Here is an 18285-nt window from a genome sequence, read left to right on the forward strand (position 1 = left end):
CGAGTTCAATCCCCTGTGGAAAGCGGAAAAAGTGGCGGCGCCCCTTCTCTCGGGCACCGCGTCCTTTGCAGCGCACTCAACCCAGCGCTTCGCGCAACCGGTACCACAGCATGCCCAGTGCCAGTAGCGGCGAGCGCAGCGCCTTGCCGCCAGGGAACGTCAGGTGGGGCACGGCGCTGAACACATCCAGGCCCTGGCTGTGGCCGAGGGCGATGCTTTCGGCCAGCAGTTTTGCCGTCCAGTGCGTCACGTTCAGCCCGTGCCCGGAATAACCCTGGGCGTAATACACGTTAGGGTGCTGGCTCAGGCGCCCGACCTGGGGGAAGCGGTTGGCGGTGATGCCGATCATGCCGCCCCACTGGTAGTCAATGCGCACGTTGGCCAGTTGCGGGAACACCTTCAGCACTTTGGGCCGCATGTAGGCGGCGATGTCTTTGGGGTCGCGGCCGGAGTAGTGGCAGGCCCCGCCGAACAGCAGGCGGCGGTCTGCCGTGAGGCGGTAGTAGTCCAGGCCGACCTTCTGGTCGCACAGCGCCATGTTCTGCGGGATCAGTGTGGTCGCCAGCGGTTCGGGCAACGGTTCGGTGGCCACCACGTAACTGCCGGCTGGCAGCACCTTGCCGCTCAGCCGCGGCTCCAGTTCATCGAGGTGAGCGTTGCAGCCCAGCACCAGGCTGCTTGCCCGCACCTTGCCACGGGCCGTGTGCAAGGTCACGCGCGGGCCGTGCTCGATACGCAGCACGGGGCTTTGCTCGAAAATGCGCACGCCCAGGCTATGGGCGGCACGGGCTTCGCCCTGGACCAGGTCGAGCGGGTGCAGGTGGCCCGAACCCATGTCGACCAGGCCGCCGGCGTACTGGTCGCTGGCGACAATTTCATGCAACTGCCCAGGGCTTACAAGGCGGGTTTCAGGGCGATAGCCAAGCGCTGCCAGGTCATCCTGCTCGTCCTTGAAGGCAGCGAACTGCTCAGGCGTGTTGGCCAGTTCGCAGAAACCCCAGCGCAGGTCGCAGGCAATGCCGTACTGGGCGATGCGGCTGGCCACCAGCGCCACCGAATCGATGCCGGCCTGCTTGAGGTAGCGCACCCCATCCTGACCGACATGCCGGGTGAAACCGCTGACGTCATGGCCGATGCCGCGAATCAGCTGGCCGCCATTGCGCCCGCTGGCGCCCCAGCCAATGCGCCGGCCTTCCAGCAGCACCACCGACAAGCCACGTTCAGCCAGTTCCAGGGCGGTGTTGACGCCGGTCAGCCCGCCGCCGACCACGCACACATCAGCCGTCAGTTCGCCGTCCAGGGTTGGGTAGGGCGCCGCGTTGCGTGCCGTGGCAGCGTAGTACGAAGCAGTGTGTTGGGAATCGAAAGACATGGGCGTTCTCGGCTCAGCGGTTGGACTTGATCTTGCTCCAGGAGCGGGTCATGACGCGCATGATCTTCGGGCTCGGGGTGCTGGAGATGTAGAGCTTGTCCAGCACGTCCTGGGGAGGATAGATCTCAGGGTTGTGCACCAGCGATGCATCCATGTAGGCCTTGGCGTCGGGGTTGGCGTTGGCATAACCGACCGTGGCACTGACGTTGGCGATCACTTTCGGGTCGAGCAGGTAATTGATGAAGGCCAGCGCCTGCTCGGGGTTGCTGGCGTCCTTGGGAATGGCCAGCAGGTCGAACCACAGGTTGCTGCCTTCCTTGGGGATGCTGTAGGCGACTTTTACGCCGTTCTTCGCCTCCACGGCGCGGTTGGCGGCCTGGAACACGTCACCGGAATAGCCGAACGCCACGCAGACATCGCCATTGGCCAGGTCGGACACGTATTTGGATGAATGGAAGTAAGTGATGTAGGGCCGCAGTTCGAGCAAGCGTGCTTCAGCCTTGGCGTAGTCGGCCGGTTTTTCGCTGCGCGGGTCAAGGCCCAGGTAGTTGAGCATCGCCGGGAACAGTTCGTCGGGCGAATCCATGAAGGCCACGCCGCATTGCTTGAGCTTTTTCAGGTTTTCGGGCTCGAACAGCACCGCCCACGAGTCGATATGGTCGATGCCCAAGGCTGCCTTGACCTTGTCGACGTTGTAGCCGATGCCGTTGGTGCCCCACAGGTAGGGCACAGCGTACTGGTTGCCGGGGTCGTTCTGTTCAAGCTGCTTGAGCAGCTTGGGGTCCAGGTGTTGCCAGTTCGGCAGCTTGCTGCGGTCCAGCGGCAGGAAGGCGCCGGCCTGGGCCTGGCGGGCGAGGAAGTGGTTGGACGGCACCACCACGTCGTAACCGGTGCGCCCGGCCAGCAGCTTGCCTTCGAGGGTTTCGTTGGAGTCAAACACGTCATAAACCACCTTGATCCCGCTGCTGGCCTGGAAGTCAGCCAGGGTGGTGTCACCGATGTAGTCGGTCCAGTTGTACACACTGACCGAGGGGGTGGCCTGGGTGGTGGTGGCGAACAGCAGGGCGAACGCAGCGGGGATCAGGGCTTGCAAATGACGCATGGGGACACCTCGTTGGTCTTGTTCTTTGAGTTTGGTGTACTGGGGGCGCACAGCGCCCCGGGTGGGTCAGACGCTCATCATCAGGAACTCACGCTCCCAGGAGCTGATGACCCGCTTGTAGTTCTCATGCTCGGCACGTTTGACCGCCACATAGCCCTGGACGAACTGCTTGCCCAGGTACTGCTGCACGGTTTCGCAGTCTTCCATGTGCTGCAGGGCGTCTTCGATGGTGATCGGCAGGCGCAGGTTGCGCCGTTCGTAGGCGCGGCCCTGCACAGGTGCGCTTGGATCGAGCTGTTCGACCATGCCCAGATAGCCGCACAGCAGGCTTGCAGCGATGGCCAGGTAAGGGTTGGCATCGGCGCCCGGCAGGCGGTTTTCCACGCGCATTGCCTCTGGGCTGGAGGTGGGTACGCGCAGCCCGGCGGTACGGTTTTCTTCACCCCATTCGACGTTGACCGGCGCCGAGGTGTCCGGCAAGAAGCGACGGAACGAGTTGACGTTGGGCGCGAACATCGGCAACAGCTTGGGGATGTACTTTTGCAAACCGCCGATGTGGTGCAGGAACAGCTGGCTCATGCTGCCGTCATCATTGGCAAAGATTGGCTTGCCGGTGGCGATGTCGACCACGCTCTGGTGCAAGTGCATGGCACTGCCAGGCTCGTCCGTGATCGGTTTGGCCATGAAAGTGGCGGCCACGTTGTGCTTGAGCGCCGCTTCGCGCATGGTGCGCTTGAACACGGTGATCTGGTCGGCCAGGTCCAGCGCGTCGCCGTGGCGGAAGTTGATTTCCATCTGCGCCGGGCCGTCTTCGTGGATCAGCGTATCCAGGTCCAGGCCCTGGATCTCGCACCAGTCGTAGACGTCCTCGAACAGCGGGTCGAATTCGTTGGCGGCATCGATCGAGAACGACTGGCGACCGCTTTCGGCACGACCAGAACGCCCCAGCGGCACCTGCAATGGCAAGTCCGGGTCTTCACAGCGCTTGGTGAGGTAGAACTCCATCTCGGGCGCGACGATCGGCTGCCAGCCCTTGTCGGCGTAGAGCTTGAGCACTTTCTTCAGCACGTTGCGCGGCGACAGTTCGATGGGGTTGCCTTGCTTGTCGAAGGTGTCGTGGATCACGATCGCGGTTGGCTCGATCGCCCACGGGATCTGGTACACGGCGCAGGGGTCGGGCCGGCAGACCATGTCGATGTCGGCGGCATCGAGCAGGTTGTAGTAGATGTCATCGTCAACGTAGTCGCCGGTGACCGTCTGCAGCAGCACGCTTTCGGGCAGGCGCATGCCACGCTCGTGGAGGAACTTGGCGGTGGGCGCGATCTTGCCGCGGGCGATGCCGGTCAGGTCGCTGATCACGCATTCGACTTCGGTGATGCGGTGTTCTTTCAGCCAGGTGTACAGCTGATCGAAGGGGGCGTTCATACAGACCTCTTGGTTGGGTTTTAGTGTGGGAGCGACGCTTTTGACGAAAGCCGCAGTATGGCTTTGCAAGGTGTGCACTTCCCAGGTGACGCACTGGAGACTATCTTGGTCGCAGCCCCCGGGGCCGATCTATCCATTTTCTTCGGCAAGCAATGCACCAAAAGAGTGCAACTAGGATCTCGCGTGACAACGCCCAATGTGCTGCAAGTTCAGGCCTTTCATACCACCGATGTCTCTGAGCAAGTGCGCGCGACCCCCGGCTGGCAGCAGCAATACCGGCAGATGTCGCCGGGCAATTTCAGCGGAGAGTTGCGCTGGCTGGGGATGGATGGCGTGGAGGTATACGAGGAGCGTCTGAATACCCGGGTGGAGCAGTTTTTCCGCGCACCGAGCGGTTCACTGGCGTTTTGCTTTGACCGCAGCGAAAACAGCCTGTACGTGCTGAACGAACAAAGCCGCAATATCTGGATAACCCCGGAGAACTATCAGGAAGTGGCAGTGGTGTTCGACCAGGCCTTCCTCGCCCGCCATGGGCTGGACCCGCAACGCCTCGAAGGGTTGTTCATGGTGCCGTTGGGCAGTGGGCAGAACGCGTTGTTTGGCAGTTGGCTAAGCGCCACGCTGACCCGCCTCGGGCAGGCTGACTGCCCAGTGCAGGGGCAGGCACTGGCGGAACAACTGCTGGAGGATTGCCTGTTCATCCTTGATAACGCCAGCCAGCGACTTCAGGGCGTAGCCTTGGGGCGCCGCGACGAAGAGCGGGCGATCATGCGGCGGGTCAGCGAGTGGGCGGCTGACTGCCCCGAGGAGACGTTGAACCTGGTGGAGCTGGCGGATGTTGCAGGGGTATCGCTGCGCCAGCTGCAGCAAGCGTTCAAGGCATTTACCGGCATGCCGCCAGCGCAGTGGCTGCGCTTGCGCCGGCTGAACGGCGCACGGCGCGATTTGTTACGCGATGGCAGGGCGACCGTGGCCGAGGTCGCGATGCGCTGGTCATTCTGGCATTTGGGAAGGTTTTCAGAGAGTTACCGTCAATTGTTCAAGGAGTTTCCGAGCGAGACCTTGCGGCGGGGCAGGGGTTAAGGTGTGACCTTCGAATCAATACTATTTTTTTGTTTGATTTCATTTAGTTACCGAAACTTCATCAAGTAACTTCCTGATCTGGATTCTGGTGCAGCAGGCGACACTGAACTCAGCATCCCACGCCGAAAGTTGCTATCGTGCCGCCCTGATCCAACCCGAGGTGCCGATGTTCTACCTGCCTTTGCCCAGTGACCAGGCCGACCGCCTCGCCAGCGAGCCCAACACCGACTTCTTCACTATTGCCAGCGTCCTGGACGCTGCCGGTGTGCTGTTCGTGCAAAACCTGCCTCGCCAGCCGGCTACCGCCTCGGCCGATGCGCAAGAACGCCGCTTCGCCGAAATCGTGCGCATCGCCAACCAGGTCGAAAGCGCCGCACCGGGGCGCTTCCAAAGCCAGGTAGCGCAACATTTTGATCGCGAAGCCTTTGCGATGGGCCTGGGCATGCTGGGCGAAAATGGCATCGCGCTGCTGTCCGCCGAGGTGAAGTACACCGCAGATGAACTGCTGGATACCGAAGGCCAGTGGAATTTCCAGTTTGCCGACACCTACCGCCAGCGGGCCACACCGCTGCATCCGGTGTACCTGCCGTCCCTGGCCAGCGACCTGATGCTCAGCGACCAGCAGAACCGCCTGTTGCGCGAGTTTCTTGGTGGTATCGATGAGTCAGTGGCGGTGCAGGGCTTCGCTGGCACTGGCAAGACCTTCCTGATTCAACAGTTTGCCCGCCTGCTGGAACCACAGCGCACGTTGCTGCTGGCCTTGACCGAAGGCCAGTTGCGCGCCCTGCAGGCGCGGGTAAAGGACGCCGCCGCCTACACCGCGCTGACCTTCGGCCAGCTGGCAGACGAGCTCCTCAACAGCGACCTCACCAGCAATGGCTGGCGCCTGCGTGACCCTTATCGCACCAAACTGTCATGGCGCCCGCAGGACGCGCAGGTGGTGCGCTGGTTGGCCATCCCTGACATCGGTCCGCTCACCGCGCGCGATGTGGTTGCCTTGTGCGTCCGGGCCGTGCGCACCTTCTGCCACAGTGCCGACACCCAGCTTCAGCTGCACCACTTGCCCTGGGCCGGGCCTGGCACTTCACCGCTGGATCAGGAGGTGCTGTTGGAAAAAGCCCGCCTGTACTGGCAAGAGCTGATTCGCCCGTCCGCGCGGGACGTCCAGTTGCCGGTGCGCGACTACCACCGGGTCAAGCTGCTGTCGTTGACCGGTTATGTGATCGATAGCCGCTACACCCACGTGATCGTCGATGAGGCCCACGAGCTGTCGGCACCGATGCTTGCCGTGCTCGATCGCAGCCCGCAGTCGATCATTACCCTGGGCGACGAGTTGCAGAACCTCAACGGCCTCAGCCCGCACCATGGCAGTTTCATCCGCCAACGCTGCATCGACCATTCGTTACGTGCCGGGCCGGCGATGGACAATGTGCTCAACCCGCTGATCCAGGCGCACCCGGCGGCCATCCAGGGGGCCTTCAGTGGCAGCGCCGAGCATTACACCCGGGTCAGTTTCTTCGATCAGGTGACGGTGCCGGAGCAGCCTACGGCGCTGATCGTCGATGACGAATGGGGCCTGTTTGGCTGGTTTCAGCGCCTGACGCACCAGGGGGTGCCGTTCGTATTGCTGAAAAGCGCGCGCAAGGACTTCGAACTGTTCGTCGAGGACTGCATCGAGCTGTACCGCTACGACACTCGGCCGCGTCACCCGATGTTGTTCCGCTATGCCAGCTGGCAGGCCCTGGAGCAGGACAAGGGCGATGACAAGGCGTTCATTGCCGTGGCCAACATGCTGCGCAAAGGCTATACACCCGAGCACTTTGCCAAAGCCAAGAGCCGTTACCGCTGGGACAAGGCGCCCAAGTTGTTCCTGGCGCGGGTACGGGATGTGAAAAACATGGAGTTCGCCCGGGTAATGGTGTCGCCGGAGCTGATGGTGGCGCCGCAGGTGGCGGGCAACCGCAATGAGCGGGCGCGGATGCTGGCGGGGCTGTATACCGCCTGTTCGCGGGCGCGGCATGAACTGATCGTGCCGGGGGGGATGCTGGACTGGGTCAAGGACCAGGTCCGCGATTGAAGCCGTTCCCGCAGGAGCACGCAATTTCCTGTAGGAGCGGCCTTGTGTCGCGAAAGGGCTGCAACGCAGCCCCAGCATTGCCGATCAGTTACGGTCTAGCCACACTGTCTGGGCATTGGTGAACTCGCGCACACCGAAGTGCGACAGCTCACGCCCGAACCCGCTTTTCTTCACGCCACCAAACGCCACACGGGGGTCGGAAGCGCAGTAGCCGTTGATGAACACGCCACCGGTATCCAGTGCCGCAGTCATGCGCTCGGCCAGTGCATAGTCGGCGGTATAGATGGTCGCGGCCAGGCCAAACTCGCTGTCGTTGGCCAACTCTACGGCATGGTCGGCATCACGTGCAGTGATGATGGCGGCTACCGGCCCGAACAGCTCTTGCTTGAATGCGGTCATTTGCGGGGTGACGTTGGCGAACACGGTCGGCGCGTAGAAGTTGGCTGCACCTTCGACCTTGTGACCGCCCAGCAGCAGGGTAGCGCCTTCGGCGAGGGTCGCCTGAACCTGGCCATCCAGCTCGTCGCGCAGGTCGTAACGGGCCATCGGGCCGATATAGGTGCTGTCATCCAGTGGGTTGCCGACTTTCAGCTCGCGAGTAGCCTCAACGAACTTGCGGGTAAACGCCTCGGCGATGCTGTCTTCCACGATCAGGCGCTTGGCCGCAGCGCAAACCTGGCCGGTGTTCTGGTAACGGCCAATGACCGCAGCCTTGACGGCGGCATCCAGGTCGGCGTCGGCCAGCACGATGAACGGGTCGGAGCCACCGAGCTCCAGTACACACTTCTTCAGCGCGGCACCGGCCTGGGCACCAATCGCCATGCCGGCACGCACGCTGCCGGTCAGGGTCACGGCGGCGATACGCGCATCATTGATGGCGCGGGTGACGCCGTCCGGGGTCACGTTCAGCACTTCGAACACGCCCGCCGGCAGGCCGGCATCCTTGAACAGCTCGCCCAGCAGGTACGCGCTGCCCATCACGTTCGGCGCATGCTTGAGCACGTAGGTGTTACCTGCCAGGATCGCCGGCACGGCGCCGCGCAGCACCTGCCAGACAGGGAAGTTCCACGGCATCACAGCCAGGATCGGGCCGAGTGGGCGGTATTCGATTCGGGCTTTTTCAACCTGGGTCGGTTCCGGCGCAAGCATGGCCGGGCCGTGTTCGGCGTACCAGCGGCACAGGCCCACGCACTTGCTGACCTCGCCACGGGCCTGGGCAATCGGCTTGCCGATTTCGCGGCTGATCATCTGGGCAAAGGCTTCGGCCTTGGCTTCGAGGGTGCTGGCCAGCGCCAGCAGGTACTCGCTGCGCTGACCCAGCGACACGTGGCGCCACTGGCGGTAACCAACCTTGGCACGTTGCAGCGCCGCTTCCAGTGCGGCGTCGGTGTCGAACGGGTAGGCGCCGATCTGCTCGCCGGTGTACGGATCGAGGGAGATGGCGTGGGTCAGGCTGCTGATCGCGCTCATGGCGGACACTCTCGTTGTTGTTAATCAGTGACGCCAGACTAGTGGGCTATGGCTTTAATGAAAACTGAATAATAATGAGCGAAACATTCACGTTTGGAGAAAGGCTGTGGACCTGGTGCAACTGGAGATCTTCAAGGCCGTGGCAGAACAGGGCAGCATCAGTGCCGCCGCGCAGCACATTCATCGGGTGCCGTCCAACCTGACCACGCGCATCAAGCAACTGGAAGAAGACTTGGGCGTGGAACTGTTCATTCGCGAGAAGAGCCGCCTGCGCCTCTCGCCTGCGGGCTGGAATTTTCTCGAATACACCCGGCGCATCCTCGACCTGGTGCACGAGGCGCGGCTGACCGTGGCCGGCGAAGACCCGCAGGGCACCTTCGCGCTTGGTTCGCTGGAAAGCACGGCAGCGGTGCGCATTCCGGCTTTGCTGGCGGCATACAACCAGCGCTACCCCAAGGTCGACCTGGACCTGTCCACCGGGCCTTCGGGGACCATGCTCGAAGGCGTGCTGTCTGGCCGCCTGGTGGCGGCTTTCGTCGACGGCCCGGTGCTGCACCCGACACTGGAAGGCATACCGGTGTTCGAGGAAGAGATGATGGTCATTGCACCGCTCAACCACGCGCCCGTCACCCGCGCCCAGGATGTGAACGGTGAAAGCATCTACGCCTTCCGCGCCAACTGTTCGTATCGCCATCACTTTGAAAACTGGTTCGTCAAGGACCAGGCAGTGCCAGGAAAGATCCACGAGATGGAGTCTTATCACGGCATGTTGGCCTGCGTGAGCGCTGGCGCCGGCCTGGCCATGATGCCGCGCAGCATGCTGGACAATATGCCCGGCTGCAGCACGGTCAGCGCCTGGCCGATGTCGGAGGATTTCCGCTACCTGAAAACCTGGCTGGTGTGGCGACGTGGCACCGTATCGCGCAGCCTGAGCATGTTCGTGAAGCTACTTGAAGAAGGTCGCTCAAATCATTGATAGATAAATAATAAATAACAAGAATTGACGATTGATTGCCACCTGTTGCTGTGACGGCTACGCATCAGCCAGAACACCCGTACCCCACGAGGATCAGATACTAGGTAAGCCATCCTCTGAAGGAGGGTCGTACCATGCGAAACCACCACTATGCGCTCGGCGCGGCGTTGCTGATTACCCTGGCCATGCCATGGACCTTGGCTGCCGCCGCCGACCTCAATGCACCCATCGACATGCAGGCCGTGCAGTTGCAACCGCAGGAACAGAACGGCGTGCGCTACGTGCAAGGCGGAATTGGCCAGGACGAAGCCAATGCGCTGCGCAAGACCACCGGTTATGACCTGCATGTAGAGCTTTCGACTGGGCCGCAAGGCAAGTTCCAGAGCGGTGCCACAGTCGACATCCAGAATGCACAAGGCCAGCCCGTACTCAGCGTCATGGATGCCGGGCCGTTGCTGTATGTGCAGTTGCCAGCCGGCAAATACAAGGTCACTGGCACCGCCCAGGGTGCGACGACGCAGCAATGGGTGACGGTGAACGGCAAGGCCCCCACCACCGTGAACCTGAACTGGCGCTGATGGGAGAAGGGGCGGGAGTACAGATGTGCTCCCGCCATAGCGCAGCCTGAATACATGAAGAAACACGGTGCTCGGCAAGGCACATCTTGACGAAGTCATTACGCCATTAGTGGCAATTCACTTTCAACTTTCTGATTATTTGGACAATAATCACAAAACTATTACTTCGTGTGACCGTCTGGATGCGCCGGTCACCTCATAAAGATCGAGGGGCAAAAGCCCCCGCTTGCCGTGTAGACCATCAGGAGAGTCGTTGATGAAAACCCGTCTTGCAGCTTCGCTGGCTGCTGCAGTGCTGGCCTTTGCAGGGGCCAACCTGGCCCAGGCCGCACAGGTGTCCGGTGCCGTGGGCGCCACTAGCCAAGGTGACATGACCTACCGTATCGGCCTGTCATTCGACTGGGACAAGAAATGGCTGGAAAGCAGTACCGGCTATGTGAGTGGTTACTGGGATGCCGCCTACACCTACTGGGAGGGTGGTGACGCCAGCGGTGCGCACTCGCTGTCCTTCAGCCCAGTGTTCACCTATGAATTCAGCGGTTTTACCTACACGCCGTACATCGAGGCCGGTATTGGCCTGGCGGCATTTTCCAAGACCGATGTGGGTGACCAGCGCATGGGGTCGGCGTTCAACTTCGAAGACCGCATCGGTTTCGGCCTGAAGCTGCCTGGGGAGCAGAAGGTCGGGATCCGCGCGATGCATTATTCCAATGCGGGGATCAAGCAGCCTAACGACGGGATTGAGTCCTACTCGCTGTTCTACAGCAAAGGTTTCTGAAGCAGGGGGCTGCAACGCAGCCCCAGCCATTCAGAATGTGTAGGAGACCCCAGCCTGCACCGTCCGAGGTGCTCCCGGGTAGGCGTAGGTGTTGAATGCACCTTCGTCATATTCCTTGTTGAACACGTTTTTCACGTCCAGGTTCAGGCGTACGTGCTCATTGAGCTGGTAGAAGCCCAGCAGGTCAACCACGGTGTACTGGCCCATATTGTAGGTGACCGCCTCGGTCTGACCATTACGGTCATCCACGTACTTCACGCCGATCCCCAGGCCCAGACCTTTGGCCAAGCCGTCCTGGAATTCATAGGTGTTGAGCAGGCTGAAACTGTTACGTGGAATGTTTGCCAGGCGGGTGCCGGTGGGCAAGCGGTTGTCCTTGGTAACTTCGGCGTCGACATAGGCGTAGCCGCCGATCACCCGCCACTGCGGCGTGATGTTGCCCGCGATGTTGATGTCCAGGCCGCGGCTGCGCACCTGGCCGGCGGCCACGCTGTAGTTGGGGTCTGCCGGGTCGCGCGTCAGCACGTTTTCCTTGACGATGTGGTAAATCGCCGCGTCGACGCTCAGCTGGCGATCGAGCGCTTCCCATTTCACGCCCAGTTCGTAGGATTTGCCTTTCTCGGGGTCGAAACCGCGCCCCGTCGCACCTGCAGGCGCACCGCTGTTGGGTTTGAACGAACGTGCGGTGTTGGCATAGACCGCCACGGTGTCGGTCAGCTCATAGAGCAGGCCGAAACGTGGAGTGACGCCGTTCTCGCCCTTGTTGAAGTCACCCGCTGCGCTGAGTTTGTTGACGTAGTCGTGCTCAAAGCGCTCGAAACGCACACCTGCCAAGGCCTTGAGCCGCTCTGTAAGGGCTACCTGGTCCTGAACGAAGAGTGCCCAGGTCTTGAGGTTTTCCTTGTCGTGGGTGGTGGTACGGGTCAGGGCCGGACGTGCCTGGCCCAGCACCGGGTCGAAGATATCGATCGGGTAGGCGGTGGCGCCTGCAGCGGAGCGCTGGATAATCGAGTTGTAGTCGTAGTCTTCGTACTCGATACCGGTCAGCAGCGTGTGGGCGAAGCCGCCGGTGTCGAAGTGGCCGGTAAGGTTGAGCTGGTAATCGCGGTCGGTCCACTCCAGCTTACGGTAGTTGAAGTTGCGCCCAAGGGTGCGGCCGTCGGGCTGCAAGCCATTAGCCTCCACGGCATTGCCTTTGAGCGAGCCGTCCAGCCACTGCATGCCGCCGCCCAGGGTCCAGTTGTCGTTGAGCAGGTGCTCGAAGCGTAGCTGGGCCATGTTGTTGTCGTTGTGCAGCAGGTTGTCGCTGCCTTTTTCCCAGATGTTGGTGTCGCGCGAGGCTGTGCCGAGCTGGCCGGGCAGCCGTGTCAGGCCGCGGTCCAGCGGGTGGTTGTTACGCATGAAGTCGCCTTCGAAGATGAGCTTCGTGGCGTCATTGACCTGCCAGCTGATGACCGGTGCGACATCATACCGTTCGCTTTCTACATCATCGCGGAAGCTGTCGCCTCCTTCACCCAGCATGTTCAGGCGGTAAGCCAGCGAGCCGTCCTGGTTCAAAGGCCCGGTCGCATCCAGGGTTGCCCGGTGCATGCCCTGGTCATCGAACTGACTGCCCAGAGTGACCCTGGATTCCGGCAGTGGCTGTTTGCTGACCACGTTGAACGTGCCGCCGGGGTCGCCGCGGCCATACAGGCTGGTGGCCGGGCCACGGATCACTTCCAGCCGCTCGACGGTATTGGCGTCCGGGGCGTTGGGGTAGCCGCGGTTGATCGGGAAGCCATTGCGATAGAACTCGCCGGTAGTGAAGCCACGCACGGTAAAGGTAGTCAGGCCCTGGCCGCCGAAGTTGTTGGCGCGGCCGACACCGCCGGCGTAGTCCAGGCCGTCCTGCAGGCGCGTGGCGCCGGTGTCTTGCAGCACATCCTTGGGCACCACGCTGACCGATTGCGGCGTTTCGTGCAGCGCTGTGTCGGTGCGGGTGGCACTGGCTGAGCGGCTGGCTTTGTAGCCTTGGACCGGACCATCGGCGCGTTCGCTGTCGGCGGTGCCGGTGATGCTGAGGGCCTGGAGTTCGATCTGGGCGGGGGCGCCGAGCGTTTCAGGCTCGGCAAACGCCAGTGGGGAGACAGCATGGAGCACACAAAGCGAAACGAATGTGCGACGCATCGACGATACGATCCTGGAATAGGGCGCTGAAGGGAGGGTGGGCAAGCGCCGAGAAACTACTACGAATCATTATCAAATGCATTCTTTTTAAGTGGCACTGGTGTGCCAGATACCAACACGTGAAATCTGTGCCGGTCTCTTCGCGGGTCAAAGCGCGAAGAGACCGGTCAGGGCATATCAGCACTCAGCGAACGGCCTTGATCGCCAACACATTGCACAGCGGGTGTTCCAGCACATGGGCCGTGGTTCCGCCCAGGTAGGTCTGCATGGCGTCATGCCGGTGGCTGCCCATCACGATCACATCCGCCCGGCTGTGGCTGACAAACTGGGCAATGGCCCTGATCGCTGCGCCTTCCAGGAAGTGCCGCCGTTCCAGCGGGATCTGGTGATGGTCGCCCAGGCGGTTGAACGCAGCCCGCTGCGCAGTCCGCACGCTGCCATCGAAGCCGGGCATGGTCACGGTGCCGGCACCGAAGTCGGCGATATGGGTTTTGGCTGCATCGCACACATGCAGCAGGTGCAGCTCGGCGTTGCACTGCAGGGCCAAGGCGCGTGCGCAGTGAATCACCTGCTCATCCAGGTGCTCGCCAGCACCGTGGCTGTTGAGGTCCACGGCCGCAGCAATTTGCCGGGGCAGGGGCAGGCGGATGTCGCTGACCAGGTGCACGGCAACCGGGCTGTCCTTGAGCAACTGCCAATCCAGTGGCGTGACCAGCAGGCGTTTGAGCACCGGTTCGTGCTGCACATCCTTGACCAGCAGGTCACAGCCTTGCCGTTCGACCCGCTCCAGCACACTGCCCAGGGGGTCGCGGGTCAACAACAGTTCGGTTGAAACGTCCAGGCCCGCATTGCCCAACTGATCGGCCTCATCTGCCAGCCACTGGCGGTTGTCACTGAGCAGCCGCTCACGCTCGCGGCCATCGCCCATCAAGCCAAAGGTGTCGACATCGTCGACGAATACGTTGATATCCAGCAGTGCACCGCTGGACTCCGCCAGCGCCGCTGCGCGTTGCAGCGCTGGCGTATGGCGCATCTGCGGGCCGAGCATGACAAACAAGCGCTTGAATTGGCTCATCTCACACCTCCACGTGTGGCAGCCCCCCCGGTTAGCTGGTTCTGTTGAGTCTAGACCCGTGTGCACCTGATAGAACCATGCCCGTTTTTCACCAGGCGCATGCCCGGGTGTGGCTGGCGCCGCGTGTCGGGTATGATGCGCGCCCTATCATTGTCACGAGGCCTGTCCCATGTCCCTGAGTGCTGAACAGATCGGCGAATATCGCGCCTTCGCCGAGCAGTTGGCCGATGCTGCCGCAGTGGCGATCAAGCCGTACTTCCGCGCCAGCCTGGATGTCGAGGACAAGGGCGGGCGCCTTTACGACCCTGTCACGGTGGCTGACAAGGCGGCCGAGGACGCCATGCGCGAGCGGATTCAGGCACGCTACCCTGACCACGGTATTCTGGGTGAAGAGGCAGGCGTGGCCATTGGCAGCAGCCCGTTGACCTGGGTGCTCGACCCGATCGACGGTACCCGTGCCTTCATCACCGGCCTGCCGTTGTGGGGCACGTTGATTGCCCTGAACGATGGCACGCGCCCGGTGGTAGGCGTGATGAATCAGCCATTCACTGGCGAACGTTTTGTCGGCACCCCGGAGGGTGCGTGGTGCAGCGGTACGCCACTGAAAACCCGTGCCTGTGCCGACCTGGCTTCAGCCACGCTGATGTGCACCACACCGGACATGTTCGATACCGCCGAGCGTAAAGCTGCGTTCGAGGCCGTTGCTGGCAAGGCGCGCTTGATGCGCTACGGCGGCGATTGCTATGCCTACTGCATGCTGGCATCGGGGTTTGTAGATGTGATTGTCGAGGCGAGCCTGCAGCCGTATGACGTACAGGCGCTGATGCCGATCATCGAAGGGGCGGGCGGGGTGATCACGGCCTGGGATGGCAGCAGCGCACAGAATGGCGGGTGCGTAGTGGCCTGTGGTGACCCGGCGCTGCATGCGCAGATGGTAGAGATGTTGCGCCACGCCATGTGAGCCACCTATCCCCGATCACTGCACTTTTTACGATTTCCGGGTTCTATGCTTGGCCAGGCTGCACTGACCCCCGGTGCGGCCGCCGAATATCGACCCGGTGCCGATGGTTGCAAGCTACCCGAATTTCCTCCCACGCCTGCTGCTGGCAGGCGCCCTCACATGCCTGTGCGCCTGCACCCAGGAGCAAGGCCGCGATATTGTCAGCCAGTTCGGCAACGGCAAGCCCAGTGAACTGTTCCAGACCAGCGTCGACCGCCTGGCCTCGCTGTCGATGCGCGACAACCTGCAAAGCCTGTACCTGCTGATGAACAAGCTGTACCTGCGCAACCCCAACCAGTGGAAGATGTCGGGCTACGTGGATGCCGCCACCGCTGAGCGGCAGATCCGTATGGCCATCGAACAACGCCAGCCACTGCCGCAACTGGGCAACCGCCGTGACCTGGCTGCGTTGAGCTACGCCCTGAGCCCGGAGTTTCGCGGAGATCGGGTGGGTGCTTTCATCTACGCCATCGGCAGCATGTTGATCACCGCGCACGGCGGGCGCACCGAGTTCTACATGACCGATACACTCGATCCGCTGTTCATCAACAACGCGGCGCGCAACATCGAAAAGGCCACCTGGATGCTTAGCCAACGGCAGGACGCCAATGGTGTGTTGCTGCTGTTTTCCAACGAGATTTCGGAAGAGGGCAGTAACCTGAGTTTTGCCGTGGAGTTCGGCAAGATCGTTGCGCGGCTGGACCTGTTAGCCGAGTTGCTGGATGAGCGCTATCGCCGGATTGGTTTGAATTACGCCCAAAGCCTGCTGCTGATGAACTTTTTGCCGGTGCAGTGAACCGCAGCCGTTGCGCAGGCCCTTGCAGGAGCGGCCTTGTGTCGCGAAAGGGGCGCGCAACGGCCCCAGGATTTCGGCTACCAAAGGCCATTGGACGGTTCAGAGCAGCGCTTGTATCGCCTGCCTGTAACGCTGCCCGGCCAGGCTCATGCTGTTGTTATGGGTGGCGCCCGGCACCAGCAGCAATGTTTTGGGCTGCCGGGCTGCGTCGAACAGCTGCTGGCTGAAGCGCGGGGGTACAAAACGGTCATCCGTGCCATGCACCAGCAGCACTGGCAGGCCGATGTTGCCGATCTTGTCCAGCGAGTCGAACTTCTGCGACATCAACCAGCGTACCGGCAGGGAGGTATCGGCCACCGCTGCCGCGACATCGCCCAAGGAGGTGAAGGTCGACTCAAGGATCAATCCGCGTGCCGGCGCCCCGACACCGTCTTTTTGCGCCTCACGTGCCAATTCACTGGCCAGTTCCACCGCTACCGCACCGCCCAGCGAGTGACCGAAGATCAGGCGCTTGCCAGCATCGGGCTGTAACTGGACAAAGCGCTCCCAGGCAACCCGGGCATCTTCGTACACCGTGGCCTCGGATGGCAGATCGCCCCGGCTTTGACCAAAGCCACGATAATCCACGGCCAGCACCGAGTAGCCCATGGCATGCAGTTGCTCGATGCGGAACAATTGGCCGGTCAGGTTCCAGCGCACGCCGTGCAGGTACAGAACCGCCGGGGCATTGGCGCGTTTGGCCGGCCACCACCAGGCATGCAGGCTCTGGTTATCCTTGAAGCTGCGCGGGCGTAGGTCGAGTTCCTGCACGTCGCTGGGTAAACCGCGAAACCAGCTGGCCTGGCCAGGCTCTATGCGAAACACCAGTTCACGCTCCTTGTGCTGCAGCATGGCGCAGCCAGAGGGTAGGCCTATGACCAGCAAGGTGGCGCACAGCCAGGTGAGCCAGCGGCGGCGCAGGTGGGTAAGGAAGAGGGTAGGCATGTGCGATTTCTAGCAGAAGCACTGCGCCGGATGTTGAAAAAGTGACCGAATGGCAGGGTGGTTTGGTTGCAAGCTGTTTCTGGATGAAATGAAATATGACCGGCCTCGCGCGGGTTTACTCCCGAAGCGGCCGTGACAGGAACACTCTGTTCGGTAAACGAACGCCAGCTGCATCTGGCTTGTCCGCTATCCGCCCATCCAATCCCATCGCCGCATTGCCCAACCCCCGCCTTTTTGCTGTAGTGTGCCCATCCACCGGTTGTCGCCTGCCCCCGCAACCCGCAACCGGCCCGATAGAATGACCGTGACGACCGCAACCACCGCCCACAACGCCGTAGGAAGCGGCGACCAGAAGAATAACGATACCGAGTGCCTTGCCTATGGAAAGCCGCCTGCTGAGCGAGCGCAGTAGCGTGTTTCACCACGCCGACCCTTATGCTGTGTCCGATTATGTGAACCAGCATGTAGGCCAGCATTGCATCGGTCTGTCCCGTACCACCCATCCCCAGGCCAGCCTCAGCCATCGCAAGTTCGCCGAACTCGACCTGTGCCGCATCAGCTACGGGGGCAGCGTTCGCGTGACTTCGCCAGCGCTGGAAACCATTTATCACCTGCAAGTGTTGCTCAACGGCAACTGCCTGTGGCGTGGGCACAAGCGCGAGCAGCATCTGGTGCCGGGCGAGCTGCTGCTGATCAACCCGGATGACCCGGTTGACCTGACCTACTCGGAAGACTGCGAGAAGTTCATCCTTAAAGTGCCAACCCGGCTGCTGGATTCAATCTGCGACGAACAGCGTTGGCAGCGGCCCGATGGCGGCGTGCGGTTCTTGCGCAACCATTATCGGCTGGATGAACTGGACGGCTTCGTCAACCTGCTGGCCATGGTTTGCCATGAAGCAGAAGTGAGCGATTCGCTGCCCAGGGTGCAGGGGCACTACAGCCAGATTGTCGCCAGCAAGTTGTTGACCCTGATGAGCACCAATATCCGCCGCGAATGCCTGAGCGCACCGCAGGCGGGCCTTGAGCGCATTCTTGATTACATCGAGCGCAACCTGAAACTGGAGCTGTCGGCTGAAGTGCTGGCAGAGCAGGCCTGCATGAGTGTGCGTTCGCTGTATGCGTTGTTCGACCAGCACCTGGGCACCACACCCAAGCATTACGTGCGCCAGCGCAAACTGGAACGGGTGCATGCGTGCCTGAGCGACCCGACTTGCGGTGTGCGCAGTGTGACCGAGCTTGCCCTGGATTACGGCTTCCTTCACCTAGGCCGGTTTTCCGAAGTGTATCGGCAGCAATTTGGCGAGCTGCCTTCGCAGACGTTCAAGTGCCGGGGTGAGGCGCGCTAGCAAGGCCACCTGATAGTTCTGCCAGTTGTTGGCATTTCATGCACAGCCCACCATTTG

The 18285-nt window shown here is 61.9% G+C and carries 15 protein-coding genes; 8 read left to right on the forward strand and 7 right to left on the reverse strand.

What is annotated here, in order from left to right:
* Nucleotides 1-76: 76 nt before the first annotated feature.
* The 3 genes from LU684_RS01495 to LU684_RS01505 all read right to left on the reverse strand — a co-directional run bounded on the left by LU684_RS01495 (nt 77) and on the right by LU684_RS01505 (nt 3899).
* Complete coding sequence (locus tag LU684_RS01495; RefSeq protein WP_016487244.1) at nt 77-1372, reverse strand: NAD(P)/FAD-dependent oxidoreductase; 1296 nt, start codon at nt 1370-1372, stop codon at nt 77-79.
* 13 nt (nt 1373-1385) lie between these two features.
* Nucleotides 1386-2474 (reverse strand): polyamine ABC transporter substrate-binding protein, encoded by a 1089-nt coding sequence (locus LU684_RS01500; RefSeq protein ID WP_016487243.1) that lies wholly within the window; start codon nt 2472-2474, stop codon nt 1386-1388.
* A 66-nt stretch (nt 2475-2540) separates the two neighbouring features.
* Nucleotides 2541-3899 (reverse strand): glutamine synthetase family protein, encoded by a 1359-nt coding sequence (locus LU684_RS01505; protein WP_023048145.1) that lies wholly within the window; start codon nt 3897-3899, stop codon nt 2541-2543.
* A 183-nt stretch (nt 3900-4082) separates the two neighbouring features.
* Between LU684_RS01505 and LU684_RS01510 the strand changes: the two genes are divergently transcribed.
* The gene (locus LU684_RS01510) at nt 4083-4982 is read left to right on the forward strand and encodes a helix-turn-helix domain-containing protein (protein WP_232894043.1); all 900 of its coding nucleotides are present in this window, start codon (nt 4083-4085) and stop codon (nt 4980-4982) included.
* A 166-nt stretch (nt 4983-5148) separates the two neighbouring features.
* A complete protein-coding gene (locus LU684_RS01515) occupies nt 5149-7059 on the forward strand; it encodes an AAA family ATPase (protein WP_232894044.1) in 1911 nt (636 codons plus the stop codon).
* Nucleotides 7060-7143: 84 nt separating this feature from the next.
* On the opposite strand, the gene LU684_RS01520 is transcribed toward LU684_RS01515, so the two are convergent.
* On the reverse strand, nt 7144-8529 hold the full coding sequence (locus tag LU684_RS01520) for an aldehyde dehydrogenase family protein (RefSeq protein ID WP_060517858.1): 1386 nt from the start codon (nt 8527-8529) through the stop codon (nt 7144-7146).
* 106 nt (nt 8530-8635) lie between these two features.
* On the opposite strand from LU684_RS01520, the gene ptrR reads away from it, so the two are divergent.
* The 3 genes from ptrR (at nt 8636) to LU684_RS01535 (ending at nt 10861) form a co-directional block, all read left to right on the forward strand.
* A complete protein-coding gene (ptrR, locus tag LU684_RS01525; protein WP_102690097.1) occupies nt 8636-9505 on the forward strand; it encodes a putrescine utilization regulator PtrR in 870 nt (289 codons plus the stop codon).
* A 134-nt stretch (nt 9506-9639) separates the two neighbouring features.
* Complete coding sequence (locus LU684_RS01530) at nt 9640-10083, forward strand: hypothetical protein (RefSeq protein WP_016487237.1); 444 nt, start codon at nt 9640-9642, stop codon at nt 10081-10083.
* A gap of 256 nt (nt 10084-10339) precedes the next feature.
* A complete protein-coding gene (locus tag LU684_RS01535) occupies nt 10340-10861 on the forward strand; it encodes an acyloxyacyl hydrolase (RefSeq protein WP_016487236.1) in 522 nt (173 codons plus the stop codon).
* Nucleotides 10862-10891: 30 nt separating this feature from the next.
* Here the strand turns inward: LU684_RS01535 and LU684_RS01540 are convergent, their stop codons facing one another.
* Nucleotides 10892-13027: a TonB-dependent siderophore receptor gene (locus LU684_RS01540; protein WP_016487235.1), complete on the reverse strand. Its 2136-nt coding sequence runs from the start codon at nt 13025-13027 to the stop codon at nt 10892-10894.
* A 184-nt stretch (nt 13028-13211) separates the two neighbouring features.
* A complete protein-coding gene (locus LU684_RS01545; RefSeq protein WP_095115349.1) occupies nt 13212-14102 on the reverse strand; it encodes a universal stress protein in 891 nt (296 codons plus the stop codon).
* A gap of 169 nt (nt 14103-14271) precedes the next feature.
* Between LU684_RS01545 and hisN the strand changes: the two genes are divergently transcribed.
* Nucleotides 14272-15063: a histidinol-phosphatase gene (hisN, locus tag LU684_RS01550; RefSeq protein ID WP_016487233.1), complete on the forward strand. Its 792-nt coding sequence runs from the start codon at nt 14272-14274 to the stop codon at nt 15061-15063.
* A gap of 103 nt (nt 15064-15166) precedes the next feature.
* On the forward strand, nt 15167-15898 hold the full coding sequence (locus tag LU684_RS01555; RefSeq protein ID WP_024717498.1) for a hypothetical protein: 732 nt from the start codon (nt 15167-15169) through the stop codon (nt 15896-15898).
* Between the two features lie 99 nt (nt 15899-15997).
* Here LU684_RS01555 and LU684_RS01560 read toward each other — a convergent pair whose 3' ends face one another.
* Nucleotides 15998-16882 carry an alpha/beta hydrolase gene (locus tag LU684_RS01560; protein WP_232894045.1) on the reverse strand — a complete coding sequence of 295 codons (885 nt, stop codon included), beginning with the start codon at nt 16880-16882 and terminating at the stop codon, nt 15998-16000.
* A 380-nt stretch (nt 16883-17262) separates the two neighbouring features.
* Here LU684_RS01560 and benR point away from each other — a divergent pair, with 380 nt between their 5' ends.
* Nucleotides 17263-18228, forward strand: coding sequence for a benABC operon transcriptional activator BenR (gene benR, locus LU684_RS01565; RefSeq protein ID WP_023048142.1), 966 nt, complete (start codon nt 17263-17265; stop codon nt 18226-18228).
* Nucleotides 18229-18285 lie beyond the last annotated feature (57 nt).

Source organism: Pseudomonas sp. NMI542_15, from assembly GCF_021283425.1.
GTDB lineage: Bacteria > Pseudomonadota > Gammaproteobacteria > Pseudomonadales > Pseudomonadaceae > Aquipseudomonas > Aquipseudomonas fortuita.

Coding starts and splice junctions, on each gene's coding strand:
- LU684_RS01535 (WP_016487236.1), top strand. CDS start 10,340: ATGAAAACCCGTCTTGCAGCTTCGCTGGCTGCTGCAGTGCTGGCCTTT.
- LU684_RS01495 (WP_016487244.1), bottom strand. CDS start 1,372: ATGTCTTTCGATTCCCAACACACTGCTTCGTACTACGCTGCCACGGCA.
- LU684_RS01500 (WP_016487243.1), bottom strand. CDS start 2,474: ATGCGTCATTTGCAAGCCCTGATCCCCGCTGCGTTCGCCCTGCTGTTC.
- LU684_RS01560 (WP_232894045.1), bottom strand. CDS start 16,882: ATGCCTACCCTCTTCCTTACCCACCTGCGCCGCCGCTGGCTCACCTGG.
- LU684_RS01545 (WP_095115349.1), bottom strand. CDS start 14,102: ATGAGCCAATTCAAGCGCTTGTTTGTCATGCTCGGCCCGCAGATGCGC.
- LU684_RS01530 (WP_016487237.1), top strand. CDS start 9,640: ATGCGAAACCACCACTATGCGCTCGGCGCGGCGTTGCTGATTACCCTG.
- benR (WP_023048142.1), top strand. CDS start 17,263: ATGGAAAGCCGCCTGCTGAGCGAGCGCAGTAGCGTGTTTCACCACGCC.
- hisN (WP_016487233.1), top strand. CDS start 14,272: ATGTCCCTGAGTGCTGAACAGATCGGCGAATATCGCGCCTTCGCCGAG.
- LU684_RS01540 (WP_016487235.1), bottom strand. CDS start 13,027: ATGCGTCGCACATTCGTTTCGCTTTGTGTGCTCCATGCTGTCTCCCCA.
- LU684_RS01515 (WP_232894044.1), top strand. CDS start 5,149: ATGTTCTACCTGCCTTTGCCCAGTGACCAGGCCGACCGCCTCGCCAGC.
- LU684_RS01520 (WP_060517858.1), bottom strand. CDS start 8,529: ATGAGCGCGATCAGCAGCCTGACCCACGCCATCTCCCTCGATCCGTAC.
- LU684_RS01555 (WP_024717498.1), top strand. CDS start 15,167: ATGGTTGCAAGCTACCCGAATTTCCTCCCACGCCTGCTGCTGGCAGGC.
- LU684_RS01505 (WP_023048145.1), bottom strand. CDS start 3,899: ATGAACGCCCCCTTCGATCAGCTGTACACCTGGCTGAAAGAACACCGC.